The sequence below is a fragment of the Thalassobaculum sp. genome (assembly GCF_040219615.1).
GTDB lineage: Bacteria > Pseudomonadota > Alphaproteobacteria > Thalassobaculales > Thalassobaculaceae > Thalassobaculum_A.
The window spans coordinates 480325-504613 of record NZ_JAVJSE010000038.1 but is presented as its reverse complement, the minus strand read 5'-3'; the positions used below and the strand labels follow the sequence as shown (position 1 = coordinate 504613).

Genomic DNA, 24289 nt, shown 5'->3' with positions numbered 1-24289 from the left:
GTCAGGCGTTCTCCGTGCGTCTCCGGCCCCACGCGACCCTGCCATATGTCGCGGCTGCGAGGATGAGGATCGCACCGCCCATCACAACGGCCGTGGGCAACACACCGAATAGCAGACTATCGATCGCCAAGGCGACAACTAGTCGGCTGGCGTCCGCCGGTTGAATCGCGGCGGCCGGTGCGAACCGGTAGGCGAGCACGTTGAGGTGCTGGGCCAGCCAGAGCAGCACGCCGACCGCGGCGCAGCCCGCGACGGCCGGCCAGTCCAGCGGGACCCAGCCGTACAGCGCCGGGCCGCCGAACAGGAAGACCAGGCCGATCGCCTGCCAGCCGACGATCGCCTCGGCGGATTCCGTCTTCATCGCGCGGATCAGCAGCATGGTGACCGAGATCGACAGGGCCGAGACCAGGGCGGCGAGCACATAGAGATTGCCGGTCGCGGTATCGGGCGACAGCACCAGCACCACGCCCAGGGTGGCGATGCCGATCCGCAGCCACGAGGTCAGCCCGACCACCTCGCGCAGGAACAGGGCGGCGAGCGCCGCCGTGAACAGCATGCGCGAGAACAGCAGGGCCGTGGTCTCCGACACCGGCAGATTGGCCATGGCGAGGAACCCGGTGTAGATCGCGATCCCGGTCGCCAGGCAGCGCCCGATATGCATCGCCGGGGCCGGGCTCTTCATGACGCCGATGCCCTTGGCCAGGATGCCCGGCGCGATCAGCGCCACCACCACCAGCTGCTGCAGGAACGCGATCTGGAAGGCCGGCACGGCGCTTCCCAGGGCATGTACAATCGCATTGATGGCGACGAAGGCGGCACCCGCTCCGGACAGGCACGCTGATCCCTTGAATATGTCCGATTGACCGTTCCACCAGTCCCGCATGTGCGACCGGGCCTCCTGAGTCACCATCCTGCGAAGATACGTTCCGGTTGGCGAAGGGGGGAGCCGCCAATCGACGAATCGCGCTTTCGGATCGCTCCCCCGTACAGTGAGGCGTCGCATTGCGCGACGACAACCAACGGAGGAAGTTCATGAAACATCAGACGCCCAATATCCGCAAGACGGACATTGAGCGAGAAGGCTCGTACCTCTTGCGAAAGTTGCTGCGTCAGGCGCGCGCGAGCGTCGCCGCCGAGTTCGGGGCGACCTTGTCGGTCCACGGCGATTTCCAGGCCTTCGGGCAGGTCGATCGGGAGGGCGGCTACACCTTCGGCGCGTACGACAACCGGTTCACCCGCGCATCGCGGGGAACCTGCATCGTGGTCAAGCACCAGGGCCGAAAGATCGGCACCTACGCATGCGCCTTGTTCGACGCGCATCCGAGCATGAGCGAGGTGATGGAAGGCCCGGGGCTGTACTTCGACGGGTCCGACGACCACCTGCGGATCGAAGGCCCGAAGGCCCGCCAGTGGTTCCATGCCATGCGCGGGTCGGTCGGCTTCTCCGGCGGGATCTGGGTCTCCAAGGCCTACAGGGGCACGCCGCTCAGCCACCTGCTGGTGCCGATGCTGCCCTTGCTGGGCAGGGCGATCGCCGTGGAGTGCTGGGGAGTCGACCACGTGTTCGCGATGATGCCCGAGCAGGTCATGCGCAAGGGCATCGGCCAGCGCTACCGGCTCTCGATCACCGAGCCCGGGATCGTCTGGCACCACGACGGCGCGGATATCCCGATGTGGTTCGGATACCACCCGCCGTTGATGATCGTGCACGATGCCCTGTCGTTCCTGGATCAGGGCCTGGCGCTGTTCCAGGCACCCGATACCGGAACGGCCCGGACCGCCGCTGCCTAGCCGGCCGGTCGTGACCTGCCGGACCCGCCTCGGCGCTCGCGAATCCGGGCGCCGAGGCGGGAGAGGGGCGGCAGCACGTGGTGTTCAGTCCTCGATGATCGCCAGGGTGCGGACCTCGATGCTCTCGCGCGGGGCGGCGTCCGCCGGCGCGTCGGGCTGCTCGAAGGCGCTGTGCGGGGTGAACCGGGCGCGGCCGTCGTCGAGGCTGTCCCAGCCCTTGATCAGCAGCACCTCGTCGGCCGTCATCCAGGGCGCGTAGTACCAGCGCTGACCGGTCTCGTGGGCGAGGTGGTAGATTTCGCCGACCCGGTTCGGGAACACCTGGTCGGTGGCGATCAGGTCCTCCGGCCGCACGCTCGAGGCGTCGGCCAGGGCCAGCGGCGAGCGCTCGACCGGGCCGCGGATCGGCCGCCAGGCATTGACCTGGACGATGCGCGCGCCGGACGCCGCCAGCCGCGCCGCTTCAGCCTCGCCGAGCAGGTCCCTGAGCCGCTGCGGGCCGCTCTTCTCGGTGTAGTCGACATGGACCCGGCCGGCCGGGCCGCGGGCACCGTCGCGGTTCGGGGCGCCCGGGCCGGCGTCGGACCGGCGGGTCGCGTCGAAGATCACCACCCGGGTGGCGCCCAGGGCCTCCTTCAGCAGCGCCTCGACCTCGGCGTAGTAGCGGGTCTCGACGGCCTCGTCGTCATACAGGTCCTCGACCGCGGTCGGCCGGCGCAGCAGCTCGAAGCCCTCGCGGTCGAGCGACAGGGTGCCGGCCAGCGGCCGCATGTCGTGGATCGGAACGGTGTGCCGCTCGGTCTCGAACAGAACTCGCGGTGCGCCACCGGTGAGTGCCGAACTGTGGAACGACGGCTTGGTGTCGGACGGGGTGATGAAGGTCAGCGTGGCCTCGATCGCGGCGATGGAGGCGCGGGTCGAGAGACCGGGGGTGGATGTCGCGGGCCGGTGTGCGGTCTGGACGCTCATGGCTTGCTTCCTCGGTTGGCGCGGCGGCGGTGGGGGCACCTGTCGCCGACGTTCGATGCCAGGAAGGTGGGGAAGGGCGGCACCGGTCGCCAACGAGTTCAGTTCAGGATTACTTGAACAGAATTCAAGCCCTGGTTCTGGTGGGAGCAAGCTGGGGGGCTTCGGACTGAACAAGGCTCAAGCGGACGGCGTGATCCCGGCCTGCGGAGTCCCGCTCACGCCGCCGGACCGTCGCCGGGTGCGACCCGCCATCGCCTCGACGGCTGCCTACCCTTCGTAGCGCCGCACCATCTCCGCCGCCATCGCGGCCTCCGGCAGCCACTTGCCGCCGCCCAGCCAGACCTCGGCCACCTTGCCGTCGCCGTCGCGGACCAGTCGGGCGGTCTCGCCGTGATTGGCAAAGCCGCCGGCCAGCCGGATGGTGCCGGCGTCGGGGCCGGTGACCGCGATCTCGCCGGCATCCAGGAACGGGTTGACCAGGTTCGGGGTGCATATCAGGACGTGGTCGCGCATCGGCACCAGGTCCGTGGAACCCCACAGCCCCCACCAGCGGCCGGCCCAGTCGCGGGTCTTCGCGGTCGGGGCGCCGCGCTTCGCGAAGCCGCGCAGGATGTGGACGGCGCCGTCCGACCACTGGTGGGCGTAGCCGTCGACCGCGTTGGTCAGCACCGACACCGCCAGGTCGCGGCCGGGCAGGACCACCGTGCGGCTGATGCAGCTCTGGAAGCCGCCGGCGTGGCCGAACCACTCCCAGTCGCCGACCCTGCCGAGGATCGTGCCGAGGCCGTAGTGGCGGGCGAGGCTGGAGTGCTCCTCGTGCCAGTGCCGGCGCACCATCTCGCGCCGGCTCTCCGGCGACAGCACGCTGCGCCGGGCGGCCGGGTCGAGGCCGGCGAAGAACCGGGCGAGGTCGCCGGCGGTCGACACGAAGCCGGTGGCCGACGACAGCGCCCTCGTGTCGTTGGTCCCGGGCACCACCAGCCGGCGGCCGAGCGGCAGCTTGCCGCTGTGGCCGCCGACCATCGGGGCGCCCGCCGGGACCGGCATGTCGGGCACGGTCTCCTGCAGCCCGGCCCGGGCGACGACATTGCGCGCGATCCACTCCCGGTACGGCTTGCCGGTGACCCGCTCGATCGCCAGCCCCAGCAGGCCGAAGCCGTGGTTGGAGTACTTGAACCGGCTGCCGGCCGGCAGCACCGGTGGCTCGGCGAGCGCGGCCCGCAGCTCGGCCTCGTCGAGATAGGGACGGCGGTCCTGCCACTGCCCGGCGTCGAGGCCGTCACGGATCAGCCCGGCGCTGTGCGACAGCAGCTGGCCGATGGTCGCCGCCGCCACCTTCGGATGCAGGCCGTCGACGTAGCGGCCGACCGGGTCGTCCAGGCGCAGCCGGTCGGCCTCGCGCAGCTTCAGGATGCCGGCGGCGGTGAAGGTCTTGGAATGCGAGGCGACCCGGAAGCGGTGGCGCGGCGTGAGTAGCTCGCCGGTTCTCAGGTTGGCGTGGCCGAACGCCCGCTCCAGAACGACCCTGCCGCGATACGCGACCGCGATCGCGCAGCCGGGTTGTTCCGATAGGCGCATCTGGTGCTCGAGCCAGCGCGGGATGTAGTCGAGTGCCGCGGTGAGCCAACCCTGCATGTCCGTCGTCCGCCTCGCCGTTTGTCGGGAGGCGGCAGTCTATCCCCGTTCGCCGGCGGCGCGTAGCCGGGCGCGGCGCAGCGCAACCAGGATCAGAGGGGTCGCCCAGAGCAGCAGGGTGATGACGCCGAGGACAGCCGCGATCGGACGCTCGAAGAACCCGAGCAGGTTGCCGTCAGCCTTGATCATCGCCGTCATGAAGTTGCCTTCCAGCATCGGCCCCAGCACCAGGCCGAGGATCGCCGGGGCGACCGGAAAGCCGTTCTCCTCCATCAGGAAGGCCAGGACCCCGACCGTCAGCATGACGACAATACCGAACAGGCTGTTGTCGATGGCGTAGGCACCGACCATCGAGAACAGCAGCACGATGGGCCACACGATGCTGCGCGGGATCCGCAGGATGTGGCGGGCCAGGCCGATCGCGGCGAAGCCGAACGGGATCAGCACGATGTTGGCCAGGAAGAAGGTGATGAACACGCCGTAGATCAGTTCCGGGTTCTGCAGGAACACCGTCGGGCCGGGGTTCATGCCCTTGACGTACAGCACGCCGATCACGATCGCGGTGATGGAGTCGCCGGGAATGCCGAACACCAGGGCCGGAACCCAGGCGCCGCTGAGCGCGGCGTTGTTGGCGGCGCCGGCGTCGACGATGCCTTCGACATGGCCGGTGCCGAACTTCTTCGGCTCCTTCGACAGCTTCTTGCTGAGCGCATAGGCGACCCAGGCGGCGATGTCGCCGCCGGCGCCCGGCAGGATGCCGACCGCGGTGCCCAGCACACTGCCGCGCACCAGCCCGCGCCAGTAGCGCATGAACACGCCGCCGAGGCCCTGGAACACCCGGAACAGATGCTCCAGCCGAGGCGGTTCCACCGGCGCGGTCGAGACCACGTTGCGCAGGATCTCGGCGACCGCGAACATGCCGATCATCGCCGGAATGAAGGCGATGCCGCCGAGCAGGTCGGGGATGCCGAAGGTGTAGCGCGGGTGGCCGGCGGTGATGTCGATTCCGACGGTCGCCATCATCAGCCCGATCAGCAGCGACACCGTGCCCTTGACCGGCGAGGCGGTCGAGACGAAGACCGCGCAGCTGAGTCCCAGGCAGGCCAGCCAGAAATACTCGAACTGGGTGAACTGCAGCGCCACCTCGGCGAGCTGGGGCGCCGAGATCACCAGGACGACGGTGCCGAACATGCCGCCGATCGCCGAGCCGACCAGGCTGGTGCCGAGCGCGCGCTCTGCCAGTCCCTTGCGGGTCATGGCGTAAGCCTCGGCGGCGTAGGCGGCCGAGGCCGGAGTACCGGGGACGCGCAGCAGGGCGCCCGGGATGTCGCCGGCGAAGATCGCCATGGCGGTCGCCGTCACCATGGCGGCGATCGCCGGCACCGGGTCCATGAAGAAGGTCAGCGGCACCAGCAGCGCTGTCGCCATGGTGGCGGTCAGCCCGGGAACCGACCCGACGAACAGGCCGAAAATCGCGGCCAGGGCCATGACTGCCAGGACGTTGGGTTGGAACACAAGTGGCAGTGCCAGCAGGAACGCGTCCATGACCGATGCCTCAGAACACCAGCGGCTCGAGCACGCCCCAGGGCAGCGGCACGAGCAGCAGTCCGTAAAAGATCTGGTGGATCGCCAGCGTCACGATCGCGGCGATGGCGAGTGAGCTGACCCAGCGGCCGCGCAGGCGCAGGAGCAGGGCGGCGCTCATCAGGAAAGCGGTCGGGATGAAGCCGAGCCACTCGGAGACCAGGATGTAGAAGACGACGCCGCCGACGGTGATGGCCAGGGTCAGCGGGCCGGACAGCGTTCGCGCCCAGTCGTCGAGATCGAGCCATGGTCCGCGGGCTGCCCGCTGGCGCCGCCCGGAAAGGATCAGCAACAGGCCGCAGATCGCGAACCCGCCGCACAGCAGGCGGGGAAACAGGGCGGCCCCGTAGGACTGGCCTGGGATCTGCGGGAAGTCCCGGGTGGCGTAGCCCGCCACCAGCGCGAAGGCGATGAGAATGCCGCCGATGATCGCGTCGTTGAAGCGCATTGCGCCACCCGGGTATGTCGGTCGAACGAATGCCGGACGCGCGTTACTTCGCGAGGCCGACGGCCTTCAGGACCTTGCCGAAGCTGGCATCGGCCGCCTCGTAGTGCTTGGCCAGCCCGGCCGCATCGGCCCAGGTCAGGCCGAAGCCGCGGCCCGCCATGAAGTCCTGGAACTCCTTGCTCTTGTAGACCTTCTCGATGGTCGCCGAGAGCTTGGCGGTGACGTCGTCCGGCAGACCCTTCGGGCCGGCCACGGTCCGCCACGCGGCGGTCTTCCAGTCGGGGCCGCCGGCCTCCTTCAGGGTCGGGACGTCCGGGAACGCCGGCAGGCGCTCATCCGCCATCACCGCCAGCACCTTGACCTTGCCGGCCTCCTTCAGCGCGCGGGTCTCGACCACCGAGGCGGTGACCACGTCGATGCCGCCGGCCGCCAGGTCGGCGAGGCCCGGGGCGGCGCCCTGCGACGGCACCCACGGGATGGTGTTCGGATCCAGGCCGGCCTCGACCAGCATGCCGGCCAGCGCCAGGTGCCAGATGCCGCCCTGGCCGGTGCCGGAGCCCTTCATCTTGCCGGGGTTCGCCTTGGCTGCGTCGAGGATCTGCTTGACGTCGGTGAACTTGGAATCGGCGTTGACCGAGACCCCGGCCGGGTCGGCGTTGTACAGCGCGATCGGCGTGTAGGCCTTGTAGTCCAGGTCGGTCAGGCCGACCCAGTGCATCATCGCGATCTCGACCGTGACGATGCCGATGGTGTAGCCGTCCGGCTTGGCCGAGGCGATCGCCTGGTGGCCGACCACGCCGCTGCCGCCGGTGCGGTTGACCACGTTGACCGGCACGCCGAGCTCGTCCTGCATGATCTTGGCGATCATCCGGCCGGTGGCATCGGTTCCACCGCCGGCGCCCCAGGGAACGATGACGGTGATCGGCCGCTCGGGGTAGGCGGCCTGGGCCGACGGGCCGAACAGCGCGGCGCCGGCCAGGGCCAGACCGGCCACGGCGGCGGAAAGCATGCGATTCATGAGGGTTTCCTCCCGACTGTGATCATTTTCCCGGAAGGCTATCATCACGATAGATCAGATAACCATACGTCTGACGACTTGGTGATACGTCGAAACGTCATCAATCGTGGGCATGGCAACGATCTCCTGGACCCTGGCCGATGTCCAGAGCCGCGGTGGATCCCTTCACCGGATGGTGATCGTTCCTACGTTACCGGTTCGAGTCGGGAGAACATCATGACGACGGGCGATCGGCGACAGCGCCTGCACAAGCTGCGCAACGTCCTGCACTCGGTGCTGCTGGTGCTGGGCATGGCGCTGATCGCGGCGGTCTGCGCCTGGGCGATCTGGGGCTGGGAGGGCGTGCTCTGGGCGATGGCGGCGGTCGCGATCGCCATGGTCGTGACGCCGTCGATCCCGTCCGGCCTGGTGCTGTCGTTGTATCGGGCGCAGCCGGTAGCCAGGCATGAGTTCCCCGAGGGCTATGCCCTGCTCGACGCGCTGAGCCGGCGGGCCGGGCTGCCGGGCGTGCCGCGGCTGCACTACGTTCCGAGCGCGGTGGCCAACGCCTTCGCGGTCGGCAACCGGCGCGACGCCGCGATCGCCGTCAGCGACGGGATGCTGCGGACCCTGACGGAACGTGAGCTCGCCGGTGTCCTGGCGCACGAGATCAGCCACATCGTCAACAACGACCTGTGGATCATGAACCTGGCCGACGCCATGAGCCGGGCGACCGCGGTGCTGTCCCAGGTCGGCATGATCCTGCTGCTCCTGAACCTGCCGCTGGTGCTGGCCGGCGCGGTCACGGTGCCGTGGTCGCTGGTGCTGGTCCTGGTGCTGTCGCCGACCGCGATGAGCCTGCTGCAGCTGGCGCTCTCGCGGGCCCGGGAGTACGAGGCCGACATCGACGCGGTCGGGCTTTCGGGCGATCCCGAGGGCCTGGCCTCGGCACTGCTGAAGCTGGAGCGCCGACAGGGCCGCATCTGGGAAAGCCTGCTGCTGCCCGGCCGCAACGTCCCGGACCCGTCGCTGCTGCGCACCCACCCGCCGACCGACGAGCGGGTGCGCCGCCTGATGGCGCTGTCCGGGGAGCGACCGCGCCGGACCGACGACCGGCCCGGCCCGGTCGTGCTGCCCGGCGGCTATCGCGTGGTCGGCGCCGCGCCGCGCTGGCGCTGGCCCGGCCTCTGGTATTGAGGGGCGGACCTCAGCCGAGGTTCTTGGCGAAGAACGCCAGGGTGCGCTCGCGGGCGATCTCGGCGCTCTTCGGCTCGAAGCTGCCGCGCTGGTCGCAGTTGAAGCCGTGGCCGGCCGGGTAGACGTGCACCGGCAGCTCGGGATGCGCCTGGCGGACCGCGTCGACCTCGGTCATCGGGATGGCGTGGTCGTTCTCGCCGAAATGCAGGATCACCGGGCAATGCGGCTTCTCGGCCGCGAAGGTGCCGATGCCGCCGCCGTAGTAGGAGGCGACCGCCGAGAACCCGTCGAGCCGGGTCGCGGTCAACCAGGCGAGGGTGCCGCCCCAGCAGTAGCCGACGGCGGCGATCCGCCCGGCCGACTTCACCGCCTCGGACGCCGCCGCGATGTCGAGCAGCGCGTCCTCGTTCCGCACCTGGCCCCGGACTTCGCGGCCCTTGGTAACGTCGTCCTCGCTGTAGCCGAGCTCGATTCCCGGCATCACCCGGTCGAACAGCGCCGGCGCGATCGCCAGATAGCCCTGGGCCGCGTAGTCGTCGGCGACCGCGCGGACGTGGCTGTTGACCCCGAAGATCTCCTGGATGACCACCACGCCGCCCTTCGGACGGCCGTCCGGCTGGGCGAGATAGGCGGCGAGCTTGTGCCCGTCCTCGGCGGTCAGGGTCAGGGTGTCGGCCATGGCGGTTCCTCCCGGAATATCGGCTGCCGGATCGGCGTGTCGGACATCGCCGGGAAGTTTGCACAGTTGGCGCGGGGGTAGAAGAGAACATCGGTCCGGGGGCGGACCTTCAGCGCCCGCCATCGGCGTGCACCTGCGGGCGCGGCGCGAACCCGGTCGTGGTTTCCACGGCCAGCCGGTCGTAGGCCCCGGCGGCGACAGCGGCCAGGACCACGACGACGGTGAGTCCGGTTAGAAATGCCTTCATGCCGCGGCCTCCGTCATTCTGCCGGTCGACTCGGCGGCTGCTCGGATCCGACGAGCCGCCGGTACCACAGGCTGTGGTGCTCCTTCGCCCAGTTCCGGTCGACCCGGCCGCTCCACATGGCGTCGAACGCGCCGACCATGCCGACGGTGCCGATGTAGATGTGGCCGAAGATGACCCCGATCATCGCCAGGGCGACGATCGCGTGGATGCTCTGGGCGAGCTGCATGCCGGCATAGCCGGCCCACAGGAACGGGAACATCATGGCGACACCGCTGGCGATCAGGGTGATGCCGCCGAGGATCACGGCCCAGAAGATCAGCTTCTGTCCGGCGTTGAACCGGTCGGCCGGGGGATTGGGGCCGTCGGCGCGAAGCATTCCGCCGCCCTGCTTCAGCCACTCCAGGTCGACCCTGGCAGGCAGGTTCTGCCAGAGCCAGGCCACGATCATGCCGATCAGGCCGAGCGCGAACGGCAGGATCAGCGCCATGTGCAGCCAGGCGCTCCCCTCCGCCAGGTCTCCGAAGGCGTCGGGACCGAGCCACGGGCGGATCAGCGACTTGCCGTAAAGCAGGATCAGGCCGGTGAGCGCCAGCAGCACGAAGCCGACGGCCGTCATCCAGTGGTTGGCCCGCTCGAAGGCATCGAACCGTCGGACCGATCGGCCGCTGAACCCTTCCTTGATCGGCACCCGGCCGCGGATCGCCAGGAACACGGCCAGCAGCGTCAGGACCCCCACCATGTAGAGCGCCCCGCCGAACACGATCGGCCCGTTGCGGGCACTGCGCCAGTCGCGGCCGGCCGGCTGTACGAAGACATCCTTGACCGGGCCGGGCAGGGTGGTGTGGCCTTCGACCCGCTCCGGGGCCTGAAGCAGGCCCGACTGGCCGGCCTCGCGGTTCAGCCAGTCGCGCACCCGGGCACCGCCGTCGAGCCGTGCGACGTCCGCGCTGTCTGCCGGTGTTCCCGCGCCGCGCGTCGCGGAGGGGGCGCCGGCGGGAGACGACTGCTCGGGACTCGGGCCGGACTCCGCCCGCCAGCGTTGCAAACCGGTCCGCGCCCTGAGCGCCTGCAGGTCGGCATTGCCCTCGGCCGGATCGTCCACCGCCGCTTTTCCGATCACACCGTTGGATGGCACCACCAGGTCGTCGGAAACAGCGGCGAGGTAGACCGTGTAGACCAGCAGGACGACCAGGGCGGCCGTGACGGTTGTGGCAATGGTCCGGAGCATCGCTCTCTCCTTCGGTCAGCTCCGCCGGTTCGGGCCGTAGTAGGCGGTCGACCAACCCCAGGCGCCGCTGCCGTAGTCGCGGCGGATCACGCGTTCCTTGTAGATGTCGGCGACCACGTCGCCGTCGCCACCCAGCAGGGCGCGTGTCGAGCAGACCTCGGCGCACAGCGGCAGCTTGCCTTCGGCGATCCGGTTGCGGCCGTACTTGCGATACTCGGTCTCGGATCCGTCGGCCTCGGGGCCGCCGGCGCAGAACGTGCACTTGTCCATCTTGCCGCGCGACCCGAAGTTCGACGCCTTCGGGAACTGCGGGGCGCCGAACGGGCAGGCGTAGAAGCAGTAGCCGCAGCCGATGCAGATGTCCTTGTCGTGCAACACGATGCCCAGGTCGGTCTGGTAGATGCAGGACACCGGGCAGACCGCGATGCACGGGGCGTCGGTGCAGTGCATGCAGGACACCGAGAGTGACTTCTCGCCTGGTTCGCCGTCGTTGACGGTGATCAGGCGGCGGCGCTGGATGCCCCAGGGCACCTCGTGCTCGTTCTTGCAGGCGGTGGTGCAGGCGTTGCATTCGATGCAGCGTTCGGCGTCGCACAGAAATTTCATTCTCGCCATGGCCTATCGCCTCCTCAGGCCGGTTCGATGCGGCAGAGCGTGCCCTTGGTCTCCTGCATGAATGTCACGACGTCGTAGCCGTAGGTCGCGACCGTGTTGGCGGCCTCGCCGACGACGTAGGGAACGGTGCCGGGCGGGTACTTCTCCGACAGGTCGCGGCCCTGGTAGAAGCCGCCGAAGTGGAACGGCAGGAACACGGTTCCCCGGCCGACCCGCCGGGTGATCATGGCGGCGACCCGGATACGGGCGGTCTCCGGGGTCGACAGCCAGATCATGTCGCCGTCGGCGATACCGTTGGCCCGGGCGTCCTCGGGGTTGACCTCGGCGAACATCTCCTGCTGCAGCTCGGCCAGCCACATGTTGGAGCGGGTCTCGTCGCCGCCGCCTTCGTACTCCACAAGCCGCCCGGAGGTCAGGATCAGCGGAAAGTCGCGGGTGAAGTCGCGCTTCTGGACGGTTTCGTACAGCACCGGCAGGCGGTACTTCCGGCGGTCCTTGTAGGTCGGGTAGCGCGCAACCAGGTCGCGGCGCGGGCTGTAGAGCGGTTCGCGATGCACGGGAATCGGGTCCGGGAAGTTCCAGACCACCGCACGCGCCTTGCCGTTCCCGAACGGCGCGCAGCCATGGGCGATGGCCACCCGCTGGATGCCGCCCGACAGGTCGGTCTTCCAGTTCACCCGAAGCAGCTTTCCGGCGAAGCTGTGACCGTCGCTCATCTTCGCGCCGGCATGCTCGCCGCCGCCGCCGGAGTCGGCCTTGCCGGTGCCGGAATCCTGGCCGCCGGACTTGCCCTTCTCGATATTCTCGGGCGTGAACGCCTCATAGGTCTGCGCGGCCGCCTCGGCCAACGGGTCGGTCTGTGTGATGCCGGTCGGACCCGAGGTGGAATCGCCTTCCGTCAGGCCGAGATGGCCGTTCTCGCCCGGCGGCGGGGACTTCACGGCGTGCGCCTCGAGCACCTCCCGCAAACGCCGCCCGGCCGTGGTGTCGGAGAGTTCCAGCATCCCCGGCTCGAACGATCCGGCGGCGACCGCGGCGATCACCAGCCGCTCGCGCGGCGTCAGCTCCCGGTGCCAGCCCAGCTTCTCGAGAACGGCATAGGTGAACTCGGGGTAGCCGTCCTCGATCTCGGAGCCGGGCGGGAAGGAGCCCTCGGCCAGCAGGTTGTGGCCGTCGTGCTCGACGCCCCAGCGGGCCCTGAACGGCAACCCGCCAGCGGCGACCGGCAGGGACGGATCCCACAGGTTGCGGGTGCCGGGATGCTTCATCTCCGGCGGTCCCCAACTCGGCCAGGGCAGGCCGTAATACTCGCCCTTCACCGGGCCGCTCATGCCCAGGAGCGTCGTGGTGTCGAACTTGTCCTGGTGCTGCATGTGCAGCTTCAGGCGCTCCGGCGACTGGCCAGTGTAGCCGATGGTCCAGGTCCCGCGGTTGATCTCGCGCAGGATGTCCTCGGGCACCGGCTCGCCGTTCTCGACTGCGATGTGCTTCAGCAGTTGCTCCGCGAAGCCGAGCTTCTCGGCGAACAGCGCCATGATCTCGTAGTCGCCCTTGGCCTCGAACATCGGCTCGATAACCTTCTCGCGCCACTGCAGGGCGCGCTGCGAGTTGGTGACCGAGCCGGCGATCTCCATGGTCGACCCGGCCGGCAGCAGGTAGACGCCGTCCCGGCGGTCGGCCAGGACCGCGGACAGGGTCGGCACCGGGTCGACGACCACCAGCAGGTCGACCTTCTCGAGCCCGGCCTTTACATCGGGGCCGCGCGACTGCGAGTTCGGGGCGTGGCCCCAGAACACCATGGCCCTGACGTTGTCCGGCTGCTCGAGGTTCTCCTTGTCCTCCAGCGCGCCGTCGAACCACCGCGACACCGGGATCCCGTCGGCCTCCATCAGGTCCTGGGAGGCGAACCGGCCCTTCAGCCACTCGTAGTCGACGTCCCAGACCCGGGCCCAGTGCTTCCAGGCGCCGGTGGTCAGCCCATAGTAGGCTGGCAGGGTGTGGCACAGGACGCCGAGGTCGGTGGCGCCCTGCACGTTGTCGTGGCCGCGGAAGATATTGGTGCCGCCGCCGACCCGGCCGACATTGCCGAGCGCCAGCTGGAAGATCGAGGCGGCGCGGGTGTTGTTGTTGCCGATCGTCGACTGGGTGAGACCCATGCACCAGATCAGCGTGCCGGGGCGATTCTCGGCGACGAGCCTTGCGACCCGCTCGATCTGGTCGCTCGGTACACCGGTTATGTCCGAGACCTCGTCGGGCGGATAGTCCGCGACGACCTTGCGGAAGTCGTCGAACCCGAACACGCGTTGCCTGAGGTACTCCTTGTCCTCCCAGCCGTTCTCCAGGATCACCCAGAGCACGCCCCACAGGAACGCGACGTCGGTTCCGGTGCGCACCCGCACATACTCGTCGGCATGCGCGGCGGTGCGGGTGAAGCGCGGGTCGACGACGATCAGCTTGGCGCCGGTCTCCTTGGCCCTCAGCAGGTGCAGCATCGATACCGGATGGGCCTCGGCCGGGTTGCCGCCGAGCAGGAAGATCGACTTCGAATTGTGAATGTCGTTTAAGGAATTGGTCATCGCCCCGTAGCCGAAGCTGTTGGCGACGCCGGCCACGGTGGTGGAGTGGCAGATGCGGGCCTGGTGGTCGACGTTGTTGGTGCCCCACAGCGCGGCGAACTTGCGGAACAGGTAGGCGGCCTCGTTGGAGAACTTGGCCGAGCCGAGCCAGTAGACCGAATCCGGCCCCGACTCCTCCCGGATCTGCAGCATCCGGTCGCCGATTTCGGCGATCGCCTGCTCCCAGCTGACGCGCTGCCAGCGACCCTGCACCAGCTTGGTCGGATACTTGAGCCGGCGATGCCCGATCGCCAGCTCACGGGTGGCGGCGCCCTTGGCGCAGTGCGTGCCCATGTTGACCGGGCTCTCGAACGCCGGCTCCTGTCCGATCCAGGCGCCGTTCTCGACCTCGGCCCAGATCGAGCAGCCGACCGCGCAGAACGGGCAGATGGTCTTGCGGCGCTCGATCGACGACGGGGCAGGCTGGGCGGCCTCCGCCTTTCGGAGGGTCCCCGGGCCGAAGCTCGAGGCCAGCGCGACGCCGCCGACGGCAATACCGGAGTTCCTGAGGAACGTCCGCCGATCGACCGTCGCGCCCTGAGGTGTGACGGTGACTTGAACTCTCGGCCGGGAGGGGCCGGACACGCCCTTCCTGCGCAGCATTCCCGTTCTCCTCGCAACGAAGACGTTGTCTGGATAACGGACCGGCAACGTATGAGTTCAGAACGGGTTCCCGGCTTTGGCTTGTGCGTCGGCGTCGCGCGCCACGCCACGGGTGCTGTCGCCGGGCCGGTATCTGGGCAAGACCAGTCGGCCCGCCTTCGGCTCGGCTACCCGACGATAAACGCGAGAATGGCGGTGCCGGACAGGGTGACGATGAGCGCCAGCCGCGCCAGCCGGAGCCGGGCGAGCGCGACCTCCTCCCAGTAGTCGACGGCATCGGTGTCGGCCGGCGGCAGCGGTATCGGATCGGGATAGCGCTGCGAGCGGCGGGGCGGCCGCGCCTGCGGCCTCACGTTGGCGACCATGGCAATCCTCCACTGATCTCGCGATCGGATGGCATTGCCCCCCCCGGAGGACTCTTCTTGTCTTTGCCGATCATAGAACAATGCCCGGCGCCGTCAGTTCCGGCCGCCGGCTTCTCACGCGGGTGTGACGATCGGGCACGGTTCTCGGCGGGCCCGACCGCCCCCATGGTCCTGCAAGCGGGTGCCGGACGGTGTTTCACGTTACGGTCGGTTGCGAGGGGCTGTCAGGATGGGACCTTGTAGAGCCATGCAGAAGCACAGAGGCGCCGGGCGACGGGCGGCCCTGGTCGTGGCGGGATTGCTGGTCGGCATCGTCGGGATGGCGGCCTCCCCGGCGGTTGCCGCCGACCCGGCCGAGGCGGCGGCCGCGTTCCGACAGGACTGCGACGCCGGCAAGGCCGAGGCCTGCCTCCAGCTCGGCGAGATGCACGCGGCGGGCCGCGGCGTGCCGAAGGACGAGGCCAAGGCGACGGCGCTGTACGAAAGGGCCTGCGAGGGCGGCAACGCCGGCGGCTGCTTCAACCAGGGGGTCCAGTATTCCCAGGGCCGCGGCGCGCCGCGGGACGACGCCCGGGCGCTGGCCCTGATGCGCCGCGCCTGCGAGGGCGGCCACCTGACCGCCTGCTCGAATGTCGGCGTCATGCTCAGCCAGGGTCGCGGCACGGCCCCGGATCTGGAGACCGCCGCGAAGTACTTCTACGTCGCCTGCAAGGCCGGCGACGGCGCCGGCTGCCTGAACCTGGGGGTCGCGTTCCGGTCCGGCGACGGGGTCCCGCAGGACGCCGGCAAGTCCGCCCAGCTTATGGCGCGTGCCTGCAAGCTCGGGATCCAGAGGGCCTGCGGGCAGTAGGCGGCGGCCGGCCCGCGCGGCCTACACGTTGAAGCGGAAGTGGAAGCAGTCGCCGTCCTTCACCACGTATTCCGCACCCTCGACCCGCATCTTGCCGGCCTCCTTGGCGCCGGTCTCGCCGTTGCAGGCGATGTAGTCGTCGCAAGCGATGGTCTCGGCCCGGATGAAGCCGCGCTGGAAGTCGGTATGGATCTCGCCGGCCGCCTCCGGCGCCTTGGCGCCCCGGCGCACGGTCCAGGCGCGGGCCTCCTTCGGGCCGACCGTGAAGAAGGTCAGCAGGTCGAGCAGCCGGTAGCCGGCGCGGATCAGCTTGGCCAGGCCGGGCTCCTCGAGCCCCAGGGTCTCCAGGAACTCGGCCTTGTCGGCCGGGTCGGAGAGCTGGGCGATCTCGGACTCGATGGCGGCCGAGATCACCACCGACTCCGCACCCTGTCCGGCGGCCATGGCGGCGACCTTCTCCGACAGAGCATTGCCGGTGGCGGCGTTCTCTTCCTCGACGTTGCAGACGTAGAGCACCGGCTTGGCGGTCAGCAGCTGCAGCAGCCGGAGCTGGCGGCGCTCGTCGGCGTCGAGAACCGGCAGCAGGGTGCGCGCCGGCCTGCCCTCGCGCAGCACCTCGGCGACCCGGTTGGCGATCGGCAGCAGGTCCTTGGCTTCCTTGTCGTTGCCGCGGGCGCGCTTCTCCAGCGCGGTGACCCGCTTCTCGACGCTGTCCAGGTCGGCCAGCATCAGCTCGGTCTCGACGGTCTCGGCGTCGCGGATCGGGTCGACCGAGCCCTCGACATGGGTGACCTCGCCCTCGAAGCAGCGCAGCACGTGGATGACCGCGTCGGTCTCGCGGATGTTGGCCAGGAACTGGTTGCCCAGGCCCTCGCCCTTGCTGGCGCCGCGCACCAGGCCGGCGATGTCCACGAACTCGATCTGGGTCGGCAGGATCTTGCCGGACTTGGCGATGCGCGCCAGCGCGTCCAGCCGCGGGTCCGGCACCGCCACCCGGCCGGTGTTCGGCTCGATGGTGCAGAACGGGTAGTTCGCGGCTTCGGCCGCCGCGGTCGCGGTCAGGGCGTTGAACAGCGTGGACTTGCCGACGTTCGGCAGCCCGACGATGCCGCAGTTGAAGCCCATGGGACTACGCTCCGTCTTTCGAAAGGGGGGACTCGGCCGGGGACTCGGCCGTCGCCGCGGGTTTGGCGGGCTCGGGTTTAGCCGGTTTCGGTTTATCCGGTTTCGGGGGCGGCGGGAACACCGCGTGCGCCACCCGGCTCATGAACCGGCCCTGGTCGCCGGAGACCAGCGCCGGCGCCTCGCGGGCGACCGCGTCGATCAGCACCGGCAGCCAGCCGGTGCGCTCGGCCTTGGCGAAGTCCGAGAGCACGTAGCCGTGCACCTTGGCCTTGTCGCCGGGATGGCCGATACCCAGCCGGATCCGGTGATAGGCCTGCCCGATGTGGCTGTCGATGCTGCGGATGCCGTTGTGGCCGCCGGCGCCGCCGCCGGTCTTCACCTTGACCTTGCCGGGCACCAGGTCGAGCTCGTCGTAGAACACGTGCACGGCCGACGGCTCCAGCTTGAAGAACCGCAGCGCCTCGCCGACCGACCGGCCGGACTCGTTCATGTAGGTCAGCGGCTTCAGCGCCATGACCTTGGCGCCGGAGATCCGGCCCTCGGCCACCAGGCCCTGGAACCGGGCGCGCCACGGCCCGAAGCCGTGCACACGGACGATCTCGTCGATCGCCATGAAGCCGATGTTGTGGCGGTTGCCTTCGTAGGTTGGCCCGGGGTTGCCGAGCCCGACGAACAGCAGCATCGCTCACTCCCGATGCAGGAACGAAACCGGGGGGACCGCAGCGACGGTCCCCCCGGGCATTGACTCCGGCAGACAGGGCCGGGCGAAGAACCGGCGGCCGAGGATCACTCCTCTTCCGCTTCCTCCTCCGACTCTTCCTCGCCCTCGGTCTGGGCGTCTGCGGCCTCCTCGGAGACCAGGGTCGGCGCGGCGATCGTCGCAATCGTGAAGTCGCGCTCGATGCTGGGGCGCACGCCCTCCGGCAGCTTCACCGCCGAGATGTGCAGCGAGTCGCCGATGTCCAGACCGGAGAGGTCGACTTCGATCTTCTCCGGGATGTTGTTGGCGAGGCAGTACACCTCGACCTCGTGGCGGACGACGTTCAGCACGCCGCCGCGCCGCAGGCCGCGGCACTTCTCTTCGTTGATGAACTCGACCGGCACCTCGACCGTCAGCTCGCTGGTCGCCGACACCCGCAGGAAGTCGACGTGCAGGGCGCGGTCGCTGACCGGATGCTGCTGCAGGTCGCGCGGCAGAACGCGGTGCTTCTCGCCGGCGACCTCGATGTCGATCAGGTGCGAGAAGAAACCGGCCTTCAGCAGCTTGTTCAGGTCACGCTCGACGATCGCGATCGAGAACGGATCCTTCTTGTCGCCGTAGATCACGGCGGGGACGAGCCCCTCGCGGCGCGCTGCCCGGGCGGACCCCTTACCGACCCGGTCGCGTGCGCGGGCGCTCAGCGTCGAAATTTCCGACATTGGCGTCTCCTATGAAAAGGCCCGGCCTCCAGGGGTGCCGGACGAGAGGGGCGGTGCATATACCGAAATGGGCCGGAACGCCAGTAAAGATGCGCCACCCTCTTGCCTGCCGTCATCCCGGACCCGAACGCCATAGGCGGGACGGAGCCGGGGCCCGCGACGCGGCGCGGGGATCGCGGATCGGCCCGCCGGCCGTCCGGGATGACGGCGCTGCCGCGCCGTCAGTTGAACAGGCTGGAGACCGAGCGTTCCTCGCTGATCCGCCGGATCGCCTCGCCGATCAGCGAGGCGACGGTCAGCTGGCGGATGTTGCGGGCGACCCGCACGGCGGCGGTCGCCTGGATCGAGTCGGTGGTGACCAGCGAGGTCAGCGGCGACGAGGTGACGCGCGCCACGGCACCGCCCGACAGCACCCCGTGGGTGCAGTAGGCGTCGACCGAGACGGCACCCGCCTCGATCAGCGCCTCGGCGGCGTTGCACAGCGTGCCGCCGGAATCGACGATGTCGTCGACCAGGATGCAGCGCCGGCCGTCGACGTCGCCGATGATGTTCATGACCTCGGATACGCCGGCGCGCTCGCGCCGCTTGTCGATGATCGACAGGTCGGCGTCGATCCGCCGCGCCACGGCGCGGGCCCGGGTCACGCCGCCGACGTCCGGCGAGACGATCATCAGGCGCTCGTCGCCGTAGCGCTCCTTGATGTCGTCGGTGAACAGCGGGGCGGCGTACAGGTTGTCGGTCGGGATGTCGAAGAATCCCTGGATCTGGCCGGCATGCAGGTCGATCGTCAGCACCCGGTCGGCGCCGGCCTTGGTGACCAGGTTGGCCACCAGCTTGGCCGAGATCGGCGTGCGCGGCCCCGACTTGCGGTCCTGGCGGGCGTAGCCGTAGTACGGGATGACCGCGGTGACCCGGCGCGCCGAGCTGCGGCGCAGCGCGTCCAGGGTGACCAGCAGTTCCATCAGGTTGTCGTTGGCCGGGTAGCTCGTCGACTGCACGACGAACACGTCCTCGCCGCGGATGTTCTCCTGGATCTCGACGAACACCTCCATGTCCGAGAACCGGCGGATGTCGGCCTTGGTCATGGGCAGGTTGAGATAGGCGGCGATGGCCTCTGCCAGCGGGCGGTTGCTGTTGCAGGCCAGGATCTTGGGGTCACGAAGACTCATGCGTGAACCGGGCTGGTGGACGGCACGCCGGGAGGCGGAATACCGTCCCGTCAAAACGCGCCGGAACTTAACCGCCCGGGCGGGCCGCTCGCAAGCCGGAAGTAGGAAATATGACGTCTATTGCGCCGGGGGCGGCGATGCCGGGGGCGCCCGGCGGGCCCCGGGGAGCAGGGAGTTCGCCGCCTCCTCGGCCCGGGCCAGCGCGGAATCAAGCGCCTTCATGGTTACCGCCATGTCCGGGCTGTCGTCGCCGAGCCAGGCCCGCAGGGTGGTCAGCCAGACCCAGGACAGGCCCTTCACCTTGAGCGGGCCGAACGGCGGCCGCGGCGATTCGCCGATCGCGCTCAGCACGCGCGCCATCGAGCAGCCGAGCAGCGGGATCGCCGCCAGCGCGCTCGGCGGGTCGAGCGGCACGCCGCGCAGCACCGCCGCCATGCCGTCGCGCCGGCGCGCCAGCACGTCGAGCCGGGCCATCAGCGCCTCGAACAGCCGGTCGCGCACCGGCAGCGCCGGGTCGCGGGCGTCGTCGTCCAGGCCGGCCGTCATGTCGGCGTCGATCCGCTCGATCAGCCGGGCCAGCAGCCGCGCCCGGAACGGCCCGACGCCGCCGAGCACCCGGGCCTCGACGCCGCAGCGCGCGGTCACCTCGCCGGCCGTGACCGCCAGCCAGCCGCGCTCGGCCGCGAGGTCGAGGGCGGCATCCAGGAAGGCGCCGAGATCGGCGCCGGCGGTCGGGTCGGGGGCGGTATCGGGGCTCGTGTCGGTCATGGCGGACATATTGCTCCGCTGGCGGCCCGCGTCCAGTGCGTCCCCGGTTCGTCTCCAGGAGGTCGGGGGATGCGGCCGCCTACCCGGCCAGCTCCTTCGAGCGCGCGGTCGCCGCGGCGATCGCCCGGTCGAAGATCGGCTGGATGCCGGACGCCGGGTCCATCAGCACCTTCAGCGCCTCGGCGGTGGTGCCGCCGGGCGAGGTGACGTTGATGCGCAGCTGCGACGCCGGCTCGGCCGACCGGCGGGCCAGCTCGCCGGAGCCGGACACGGTGGCGCGCGCCAGCTTCATGGCGAAGTCCTCCGGCAGCCCGGCCTTCACGCCGGCTGCCGCCAGGGTCTCGATCAGCAGGAACACATAGGCGGGCCCGCCGCCGGACAGCGCGGTGACCGCGTCGATCGAATCCTCGGACGGCGCCTCCAGCACCTCGCCGACCGCTTCAAGCAGCTTGTGCGCCCGGGTCTTCTGGTCGGCGCTGACATTGCCGTTGGCGACATAGGCGGTGATGCCGCGGCCGACCGCGGCCGGGGTGTTCGGCATCGCCCGCACCACCGCGGCGCCGGCCCCCAGATGCTTCTCGAAATAGCCGATGGTCTTGCCGGCGGCGATCGACAGGAAGCAGGTCCCGGGAGCGACGAAGCGCTTCAGCGGCACCAGGGCGTCGTCCATCGACTGCGGCTTGACCGCCAGCACGACCGTGCCGGGCACCAGCCCGTCGGGCAGCGTGTCGGCGCCGGCGTGGATGGTGACCTCCTTGCGGTCGGCCAGGCCGCCCAGCGAGCCGCTGTGCGGCTCGACCACGTGGACGCCGCCGGACGCCTCGACGCCGTCCAGCCAGCCGGCCAGCATGGCGCCACCCATCTTGCCGCAACCGATCAGGAGCAGGGGCGCTACAGTCATGACGGGGTGCCTCGCGTTGTGAAGGGTCCGGCTGCCGCCTCGCCCGCCCGCGTCACGCCTCTCCTTGGACGTCCAGCAGCGAGGAAGCGACCGCCTCCTCGGCAGTCTTACCGCCCCAGATCACGAACTGGAAGGCCGGGAAGAACCGCTCCGACTCGCCAAGCGCGACCTCGACCAGGTCCTCCATCTGCTCGACCGAGACGCCGCCGGCGCCGCGCACCAGCAGGGTGTGGCGGAACATCGGGGTGCCGTCGTCCGACGACATGTCGAAATGGCCGAGCCACATCTTCTCGTTCAGCAGGGCCAGCAGCAGGCTGACCTCGCGGCGCTTCTCGACCGGCACCCGGCTCTCCAGCAGGCAGGAGAAGTGCAGGGCGCCGAGGTCCTCCTGCCACAGGAAGTACAGCCGGTAGTCGCACCAGCGTCCGGCGATCTCGACCGCCAGCTCGTCGGGGCCGGCACGGTCGAATGCCCAGTCGTTGGCACCGACCAGCTCCTCGAGCAGGTCGAGCGGATTGGCCTGGGTGGTGCCGGATTCGACATAGGACAGGGACATACTGAAGGCTCCCTTCTGGCGCGCGGGCCGGCGCGTAGGGGCGGCCTGGGTGCGGCCGACAGATCGTCTTGTCGGCCACATTTTGTGGCGTAGGCCGCCAAGTCACCACGAGCACTAGAGTTTCAAAGTCGGAATCGCGGTTCAACACAAGATTTCGCGGGTCAAAAAAGATTCACAGGTAGATATAGGCTTGTCCGCGAAGGTGTTGAAAACGACGGAAAGCCGGCCTTCGTCCGGAAGGCCCGGAATCTTCGAACGAATTCTATCTATTAACCGTTCGGCGCCTGGGGACGCCGAATCACCTTCCGCCGGCGGCCTGCGGGGCGGCTTGCCGGGCGGCCTATTCGTCGGCGCCCGACGGCGTCTCGTCGCCGGACTTGCGGCGCGGCGCCGGCCGGCGGGCGCTGGTGGCGGCCCGGCGGCGCGGGGCCGAAGGCTTGGCGGCGGCCGGGGCCGGTTTGCGGGTCTTGGCGGCCAGCGCGGCTTCCAGCTCGGTCACCCGGGCGGCCAGCTTCTCCTGCTCGTCGCGTGCCTTGACGGCCATCGCCTCGACCGCCTCGAAATCCTCGCGGGTCACCAGGTTGCGGTCGGCCAGGAAGCGGTCGAACTGCTGGCGGACCAGCTGCTCGATCTCGGCGCGCATGCCGGCGGCGGCACTGAGGGCGCCGTTGGCGACGCGGGCGAGGTCGTCGAAGAAACGGCTCTGGGTCTGCATGGCTCACCTCCGACTTCGGGATATGGCATGCGGGCGGGGCGGCTGCAACCGGCCGGCCTGGACGCGAGCACCAGGGGGGGCTCCGGCGAGGACCGCCGTGCCCTCATTCCGTGTTAATCTTCGGATTCCGTATGAGCAATTTGCCTTTCGGGGGGGGAGGTTGGAATGGTCGACATGCGCTGGATCGTGCTGTCCCTGCTCGCGCTGGCGACGGTGATCGGCCCGGCATCGGCCCAGAACGCCATGGCCACCGGCGGCGCGGGTTTGGTTGGGGGCGGGCTCCCGGTGGTCGTAGACGGCCGGTCGGGCACATTGCCCGGGGCCGGCAGCCCGGAGTGGTTCGACACGCGCTCGGGGCGCGGCGTCCCGGTCAAGGTCCCGGATCTGGCGATCAGCGGGCACAAGGTCGTCGATGGGGAGTCGGTCTGGAACGTCCTCCAGCGACGCGGCTTCAACACCAATGCCGATCTGCTCGGGGTGGTCCGGGCGTTGAACCCGGGCAAGCTCGATCTCGACCGCTTGACACTGGGCGAGGAACTGCTGCTGCCCGAGGTGCCGGGCGCGTCGTCGCCGCGTCTGACCCTGGTCGACGGTGCGAAACGTGCCAGGCCGGCCGAGGTCTTCGCGGACATCCGGCTTCCGGCGGCTGGCACCGATCCGGGGCTGCGCGTGAAGCTGTCGGAACTCGAGCGCTCGGTCTCGACGATCGAGCGGCATCGCGCCGACGTGCCGGGCGACTATCTGGCGCTGATGCGCGAGCAAGCCAGGGCGGCAAGCCTGGCGCAGGTGTTCCTGGACGGCGATCCGGCCATGTTGCAGGCGCTCCCGGAGGCGGAACGTTCTGCATATTCGAAGCTGTCGCCGGCGGAACTGGAGAGCCTTGCACGGTCCGCGACCGCGACCGTCGACTATGGCGTGCAGGCCAGCCAGGGCAAGCGTCCGGCCCATCGCACGCTGCAGGTCCGGACGGTCCACGAGGCCACCGGTCAGGAGCACTGCAACCTGTCGATCTATACCGTCTCCGAATTCCATCATGTGATCGGCAGAACCGAGGAGCGGAAGCAGCGCCTTCTGATGCTGAGTTCGCCCGCGAGCGGAACGGTCCCGGTGTCGGAGATCAGGGTCTGGGCGGAGTGGCGGGGCTCCGTCGTGTCGAACCGCGATAAGGTGGACCTGGTCTACGCCACCGATGACGTGAGGCTGGACCTTCCGGTCCGTGACGGGGGGGAATGCCGGTGAAGGCGGTCCTGCAATCGGTGATCGAGATCGTCGTGATGCTGTTCGCCGCCTTTGGCGGCTTCCTGACCGTCGTCGCGCCGCCCCCCGGCGCCAACGACACCGCATCGGCGGTCGGCCTGGCGTCGTTCGTGGCGGTGGTCGTCTTCGTTCTCGCCAAGCTCTACATGAGCCTCCTGCCCGCCAGAACGATGATGGTCGTGACGCTGGTGATGGCGACGCTGTCGGGCGGCGTGTTCGTGGTGAACGGCGTGTCCTACCTGTACTTCGTCGATCGGTACACGTTCCGGTTCCCCGAAGGCGAACCCGACGGAAGGATCATGCTGGCCGCCCCGGAATACGCGCCCGCCGGTCGGTTGCTGGTCGCGGCTCAACCCGAGCTCGACGGCGCGCACGCCGCGATCCTGGCCAAGGCAGGGGAAGCGCAGTCGCATGAGATATGGTCGCCCAAGGCAGTGGTCGCCACCCGCCGCCAGATGACCGTCAAATACATTACGATGGTTCTGGCCCTGACGCTGTGCCTCGGATTTGCGATCGAAGGCCTGGTGCTGGCGCGGCCGCAATAGGGGCGCGCGGT

25 protein-coding genes are annotated in these 24289 nt (G+C 69.6%); 5 read left to right on the top strand and 20 right to left on the bottom strand.

All coding sequences use genetic code 11. The annotated features are described in order from the left end of the window. Window position 1: 1 nt before the first annotated feature. Window positions 2-769, bottom strand: coding sequence for a DMT family transporter (locus RIC31_RS21180; protein WP_350112451.1), 768 nt, complete (start codon window positions 767-769; stop codon window positions 2-4). Window positions 770-1092: 323 nt separating this feature from the next. Here RIC31_RS21180 and RIC31_RS21175 point away from each other — a divergent pair, with 323 nt between their 5' ends. Further along, window positions 1093-1791 carry a hypothetical protein gene (locus RIC31_RS21175; RefSeq protein ID WP_350112448.1) on the top strand — a complete coding sequence of 233 codons (699 nt, stop codon included), beginning with the start codon at window positions 1093-1095 and terminating at the stop codon, window positions 1789-1791. Between the two features lie 84 nt (window positions 1792-1875). Here the strand turns inward: RIC31_RS21175 and RIC31_RS21170 are convergent, their stop codons facing one another. The 5 genes from RIC31_RS21170 to RIC31_RS21150 all read right to left on the bottom strand — a co-directional run bounded on the left by RIC31_RS21170 (window position 1876) and on the right by RIC31_RS21150 (window position 7445). Next, window positions 1876-2760 carry a CmcJ/NvfI family oxidoreductase gene (locus RIC31_RS21170; RefSeq protein WP_350112445.1) on the bottom strand — a complete coding sequence of 295 codons (885 nt, stop codon included), beginning with the start codon at window positions 2758-2760 and terminating at the stop codon, window positions 1876-1878. Window positions 2761-3027: 267 nt separating this feature from the next. Next, window positions 3028-4395 carry a serine hydrolase domain-containing protein gene (locus RIC31_RS21165; protein WP_350112442.1) on the bottom strand — a complete coding sequence of 456 codons (1368 nt, stop codon included), beginning with the start codon at window positions 4393-4395 and terminating at the stop codon, window positions 3028-3030. A gap of 39 nt (window positions 4396-4434) precedes the next feature. Then, window positions 4435-5940 carry a tripartite tricarboxylate transporter permease gene (locus tag RIC31_RS21160; RefSeq protein ID WP_350112439.1) on the bottom strand — a complete coding sequence of 502 codons (1506 nt, stop codon included), beginning with the start codon at window positions 5938-5940 and terminating at the stop codon, window positions 4435-4437. Between the two features lie 10 nt (window positions 5941-5950). Then, window positions 5951-6427, bottom strand: a complete 477-nt coding sequence (locus RIC31_RS21155; protein WP_350112436.1) for a tripartite tricarboxylate transporter TctB family protein — start codon at window positions 6425-6427, stop codon at window positions 5951-5953. A 43-nt stretch (window positions 6428-6470) separates the two neighbouring features. Next, on the bottom strand, window positions 6471-7445 hold the full coding sequence (locus tag RIC31_RS21150) for a tripartite tricarboxylate transporter substrate binding protein (RefSeq protein WP_350112433.1): 975 nt from the start codon (window positions 7443-7445) through the stop codon (window positions 6471-6473). A 216-nt stretch (window positions 7446-7661) separates the two neighbouring features. On the opposite strand from RIC31_RS21150, the gene RIC31_RS21145 reads away from it, so the two are divergent. After that, window positions 7662-8621, top strand: a complete 960-nt coding sequence (locus RIC31_RS21145; protein WP_350112430.1) for a zinc metalloprotease HtpX — start codon at window positions 7662-7664, stop codon at window positions 8619-8621. A gap of 10 nt (window positions 8622-8631) precedes the next feature. Here RIC31_RS21145 and RIC31_RS21140 read toward each other — a convergent pair whose 3' ends face one another. From RIC31_RS21140 to RIC31_RS21115, 6 genes are all read right to left on the bottom strand, one after another. Next, a complete protein-coding gene (locus RIC31_RS21140; RefSeq protein WP_350112428.1) occupies window positions 8632-9300 on the bottom strand; it encodes a dienelactone hydrolase family protein in 669 nt (222 codons plus the stop codon). A gap of 109 nt (window positions 9301-9409) precedes the next feature. Continuing rightward, a complete protein-coding gene (locus tag RIC31_RS21135) occupies window positions 9410-9547 on the bottom strand; it encodes a hypothetical protein (RefSeq protein WP_350112425.1) in 138 nt (45 codons plus the stop codon). Between the two features lie 13 nt (window positions 9548-9560). After that, the gene (locus tag RIC31_RS21130) at window positions 9561-10775 is read right to left on the bottom strand and encodes a formate dehydrogenase subunit gamma (RefSeq protein WP_350112422.1); all 1215 of its coding nucleotides are present in this window, start codon (window positions 10773-10775) and stop codon (window positions 9561-9563) included. 15 nt (window positions 10776-10790) lie between these two features. After that, the gene (gene fdh3B, locus RIC31_RS21125; RefSeq protein ID WP_350112419.1) at window positions 10791-11390 is read right to left on the bottom strand and encodes a formate dehydrogenase FDH3 subunit beta; all 600 of its coding nucleotides are present in this window, start codon (window positions 11388-11390) and stop codon (window positions 10791-10793) included. A gap of 14 nt (window positions 11391-11404) precedes the next feature. Further along, complete coding sequence (locus RIC31_RS21120; protein WP_350112416.1) at window positions 11405-14608, bottom strand: formate dehydrogenase subunit alpha; 3204 nt, start codon at window positions 14606-14608, stop codon at window positions 11405-11407. A 167-nt stretch (window positions 14609-14775) separates the two neighbouring features. Further along, a complete protein-coding gene (locus RIC31_RS21115; RefSeq protein ID WP_350112413.1) occupies window positions 14776-14973 on the bottom strand; it encodes a hypothetical protein in 198 nt (65 codons plus the stop codon). A gap of 247 nt (window positions 14974-15220) precedes the next feature. Here RIC31_RS21115 and RIC31_RS21110 point away from each other — a divergent pair, with 247 nt between their 5' ends. Beyond that, window positions 15221-15823, top strand: a complete 603-nt coding sequence (locus tag RIC31_RS21110) for a tetratricopeptide repeat protein (RefSeq protein WP_350112410.1) — start codon at window positions 15221-15223, stop codon at window positions 15821-15823. A 21-nt stretch (window positions 15824-15844) separates the two neighbouring features. Here the strand turns inward: RIC31_RS21110 and ychF are convergent, their stop codons facing one another. The 8 genes from ychF to RIC31_RS21070 all read right to left on the bottom strand — a co-directional run bounded on the left by ychF (window position 15845) and on the right by RIC31_RS21070 (window position 22476). Continuing rightward, window positions 15845-16948, bottom strand: a complete 1104-nt coding sequence (gene ychF / locus RIC31_RS21105; RefSeq protein WP_350112407.1) for a redox-regulated ATPase YchF — start codon at window positions 16946-16948, stop codon at window positions 15845-15847. Between the two features lie 4 nt (window positions 16949-16952). Continuing rightward, window positions 16953-17630 carry an aminoacyl-tRNA hydrolase gene (gene pth / locus RIC31_RS21100; RefSeq protein ID WP_350112404.1) on the bottom strand — a complete coding sequence of 226 codons (678 nt, stop codon included), beginning with the start codon at window positions 17628-17630 and terminating at the stop codon, window positions 16953-16955. 104 nt (window positions 17631-17734) lie between these two features. Continuing rightward, window positions 17735-18367 carry a 50S ribosomal protein L25/general stress protein Ctc gene (locus tag RIC31_RS21095; RefSeq protein WP_350112401.1) on the bottom strand — a complete coding sequence of 211 codons (633 nt, stop codon included), beginning with the start codon at window positions 18365-18367 and terminating at the stop codon, window positions 17735-17737. Window positions 18368-18588: 221 nt separating this feature from the next. Then, window positions 18589-19536 carry a ribose-phosphate pyrophosphokinase gene (locus RIC31_RS21090; RefSeq protein ID WP_350112398.1) on the bottom strand — a complete coding sequence of 316 codons (948 nt, stop codon included), beginning with the start codon at window positions 19534-19536 and terminating at the stop codon, window positions 18589-18591. 117 nt (window positions 19537-19653) lie between these two features. Beyond that, complete coding sequence (locus RIC31_RS21085; protein ID WP_350112395.1) at window positions 19654-20304, bottom strand: TetR family transcriptional regulator; 651 nt, start codon at window positions 20302-20304, stop codon at window positions 19654-19656. A 79-nt stretch (window positions 20305-20383) separates the two neighbouring features. After that, entirely contained in the window at window positions 20384-21205 is an 822-nt protein-coding gene (gene proC, locus RIC31_RS21080) for a pyrroline-5-carboxylate reductase (RefSeq protein WP_350112392.1), read from the bottom strand. A gap of 52 nt (window positions 21206-21257) precedes the next feature. Then, complete coding sequence (locus RIC31_RS21075) at window positions 21258-21761, bottom strand: type III secretion system chaperone family protein (protein ID WP_350112389.1); 504 nt, start codon at window positions 21759-21761, stop codon at window positions 21258-21260. A gap of 340 nt (window positions 21762-22101) precedes the next feature. Next, window positions 22102-22476 carry an accessory factor UbiK family protein gene (locus RIC31_RS21070; protein WP_350112386.1) on the bottom strand — a complete coding sequence of 125 codons (375 nt, stop codon included), beginning with the start codon at window positions 22474-22476 and terminating at the stop codon, window positions 22102-22104. 165 nt (window positions 22477-22641) lie between these two features. Between RIC31_RS21070 and RIC31_RS21065 the strand changes: the two genes are divergently transcribed. Together RIC31_RS21065 and RIC31_RS21060 are read left to right on the top strand one after the other, a co-directional pair. After that, on the top strand, window positions 22642-23715 hold the full coding sequence (locus RIC31_RS21065; RefSeq protein ID WP_350112383.1) for a hypothetical protein: 1074 nt from the start codon (window positions 22642-22644) through the stop codon (window positions 23713-23715). Beyond that, window positions 23712-24278 (top strand): hypothetical protein, encoded by a 567-nt coding sequence (locus RIC31_RS21060; RefSeq protein WP_350112381.1) that lies wholly within the window; start codon window positions 23712-23714, stop codon window positions 24276-24278. Before RIC31_RS21065 ends, RIC31_RS21060 begins: the two co-directional genes overlap by 4 nt. The last annotated feature ends 11 nt before the right edge of the window (window positions 24279-24289 follow it).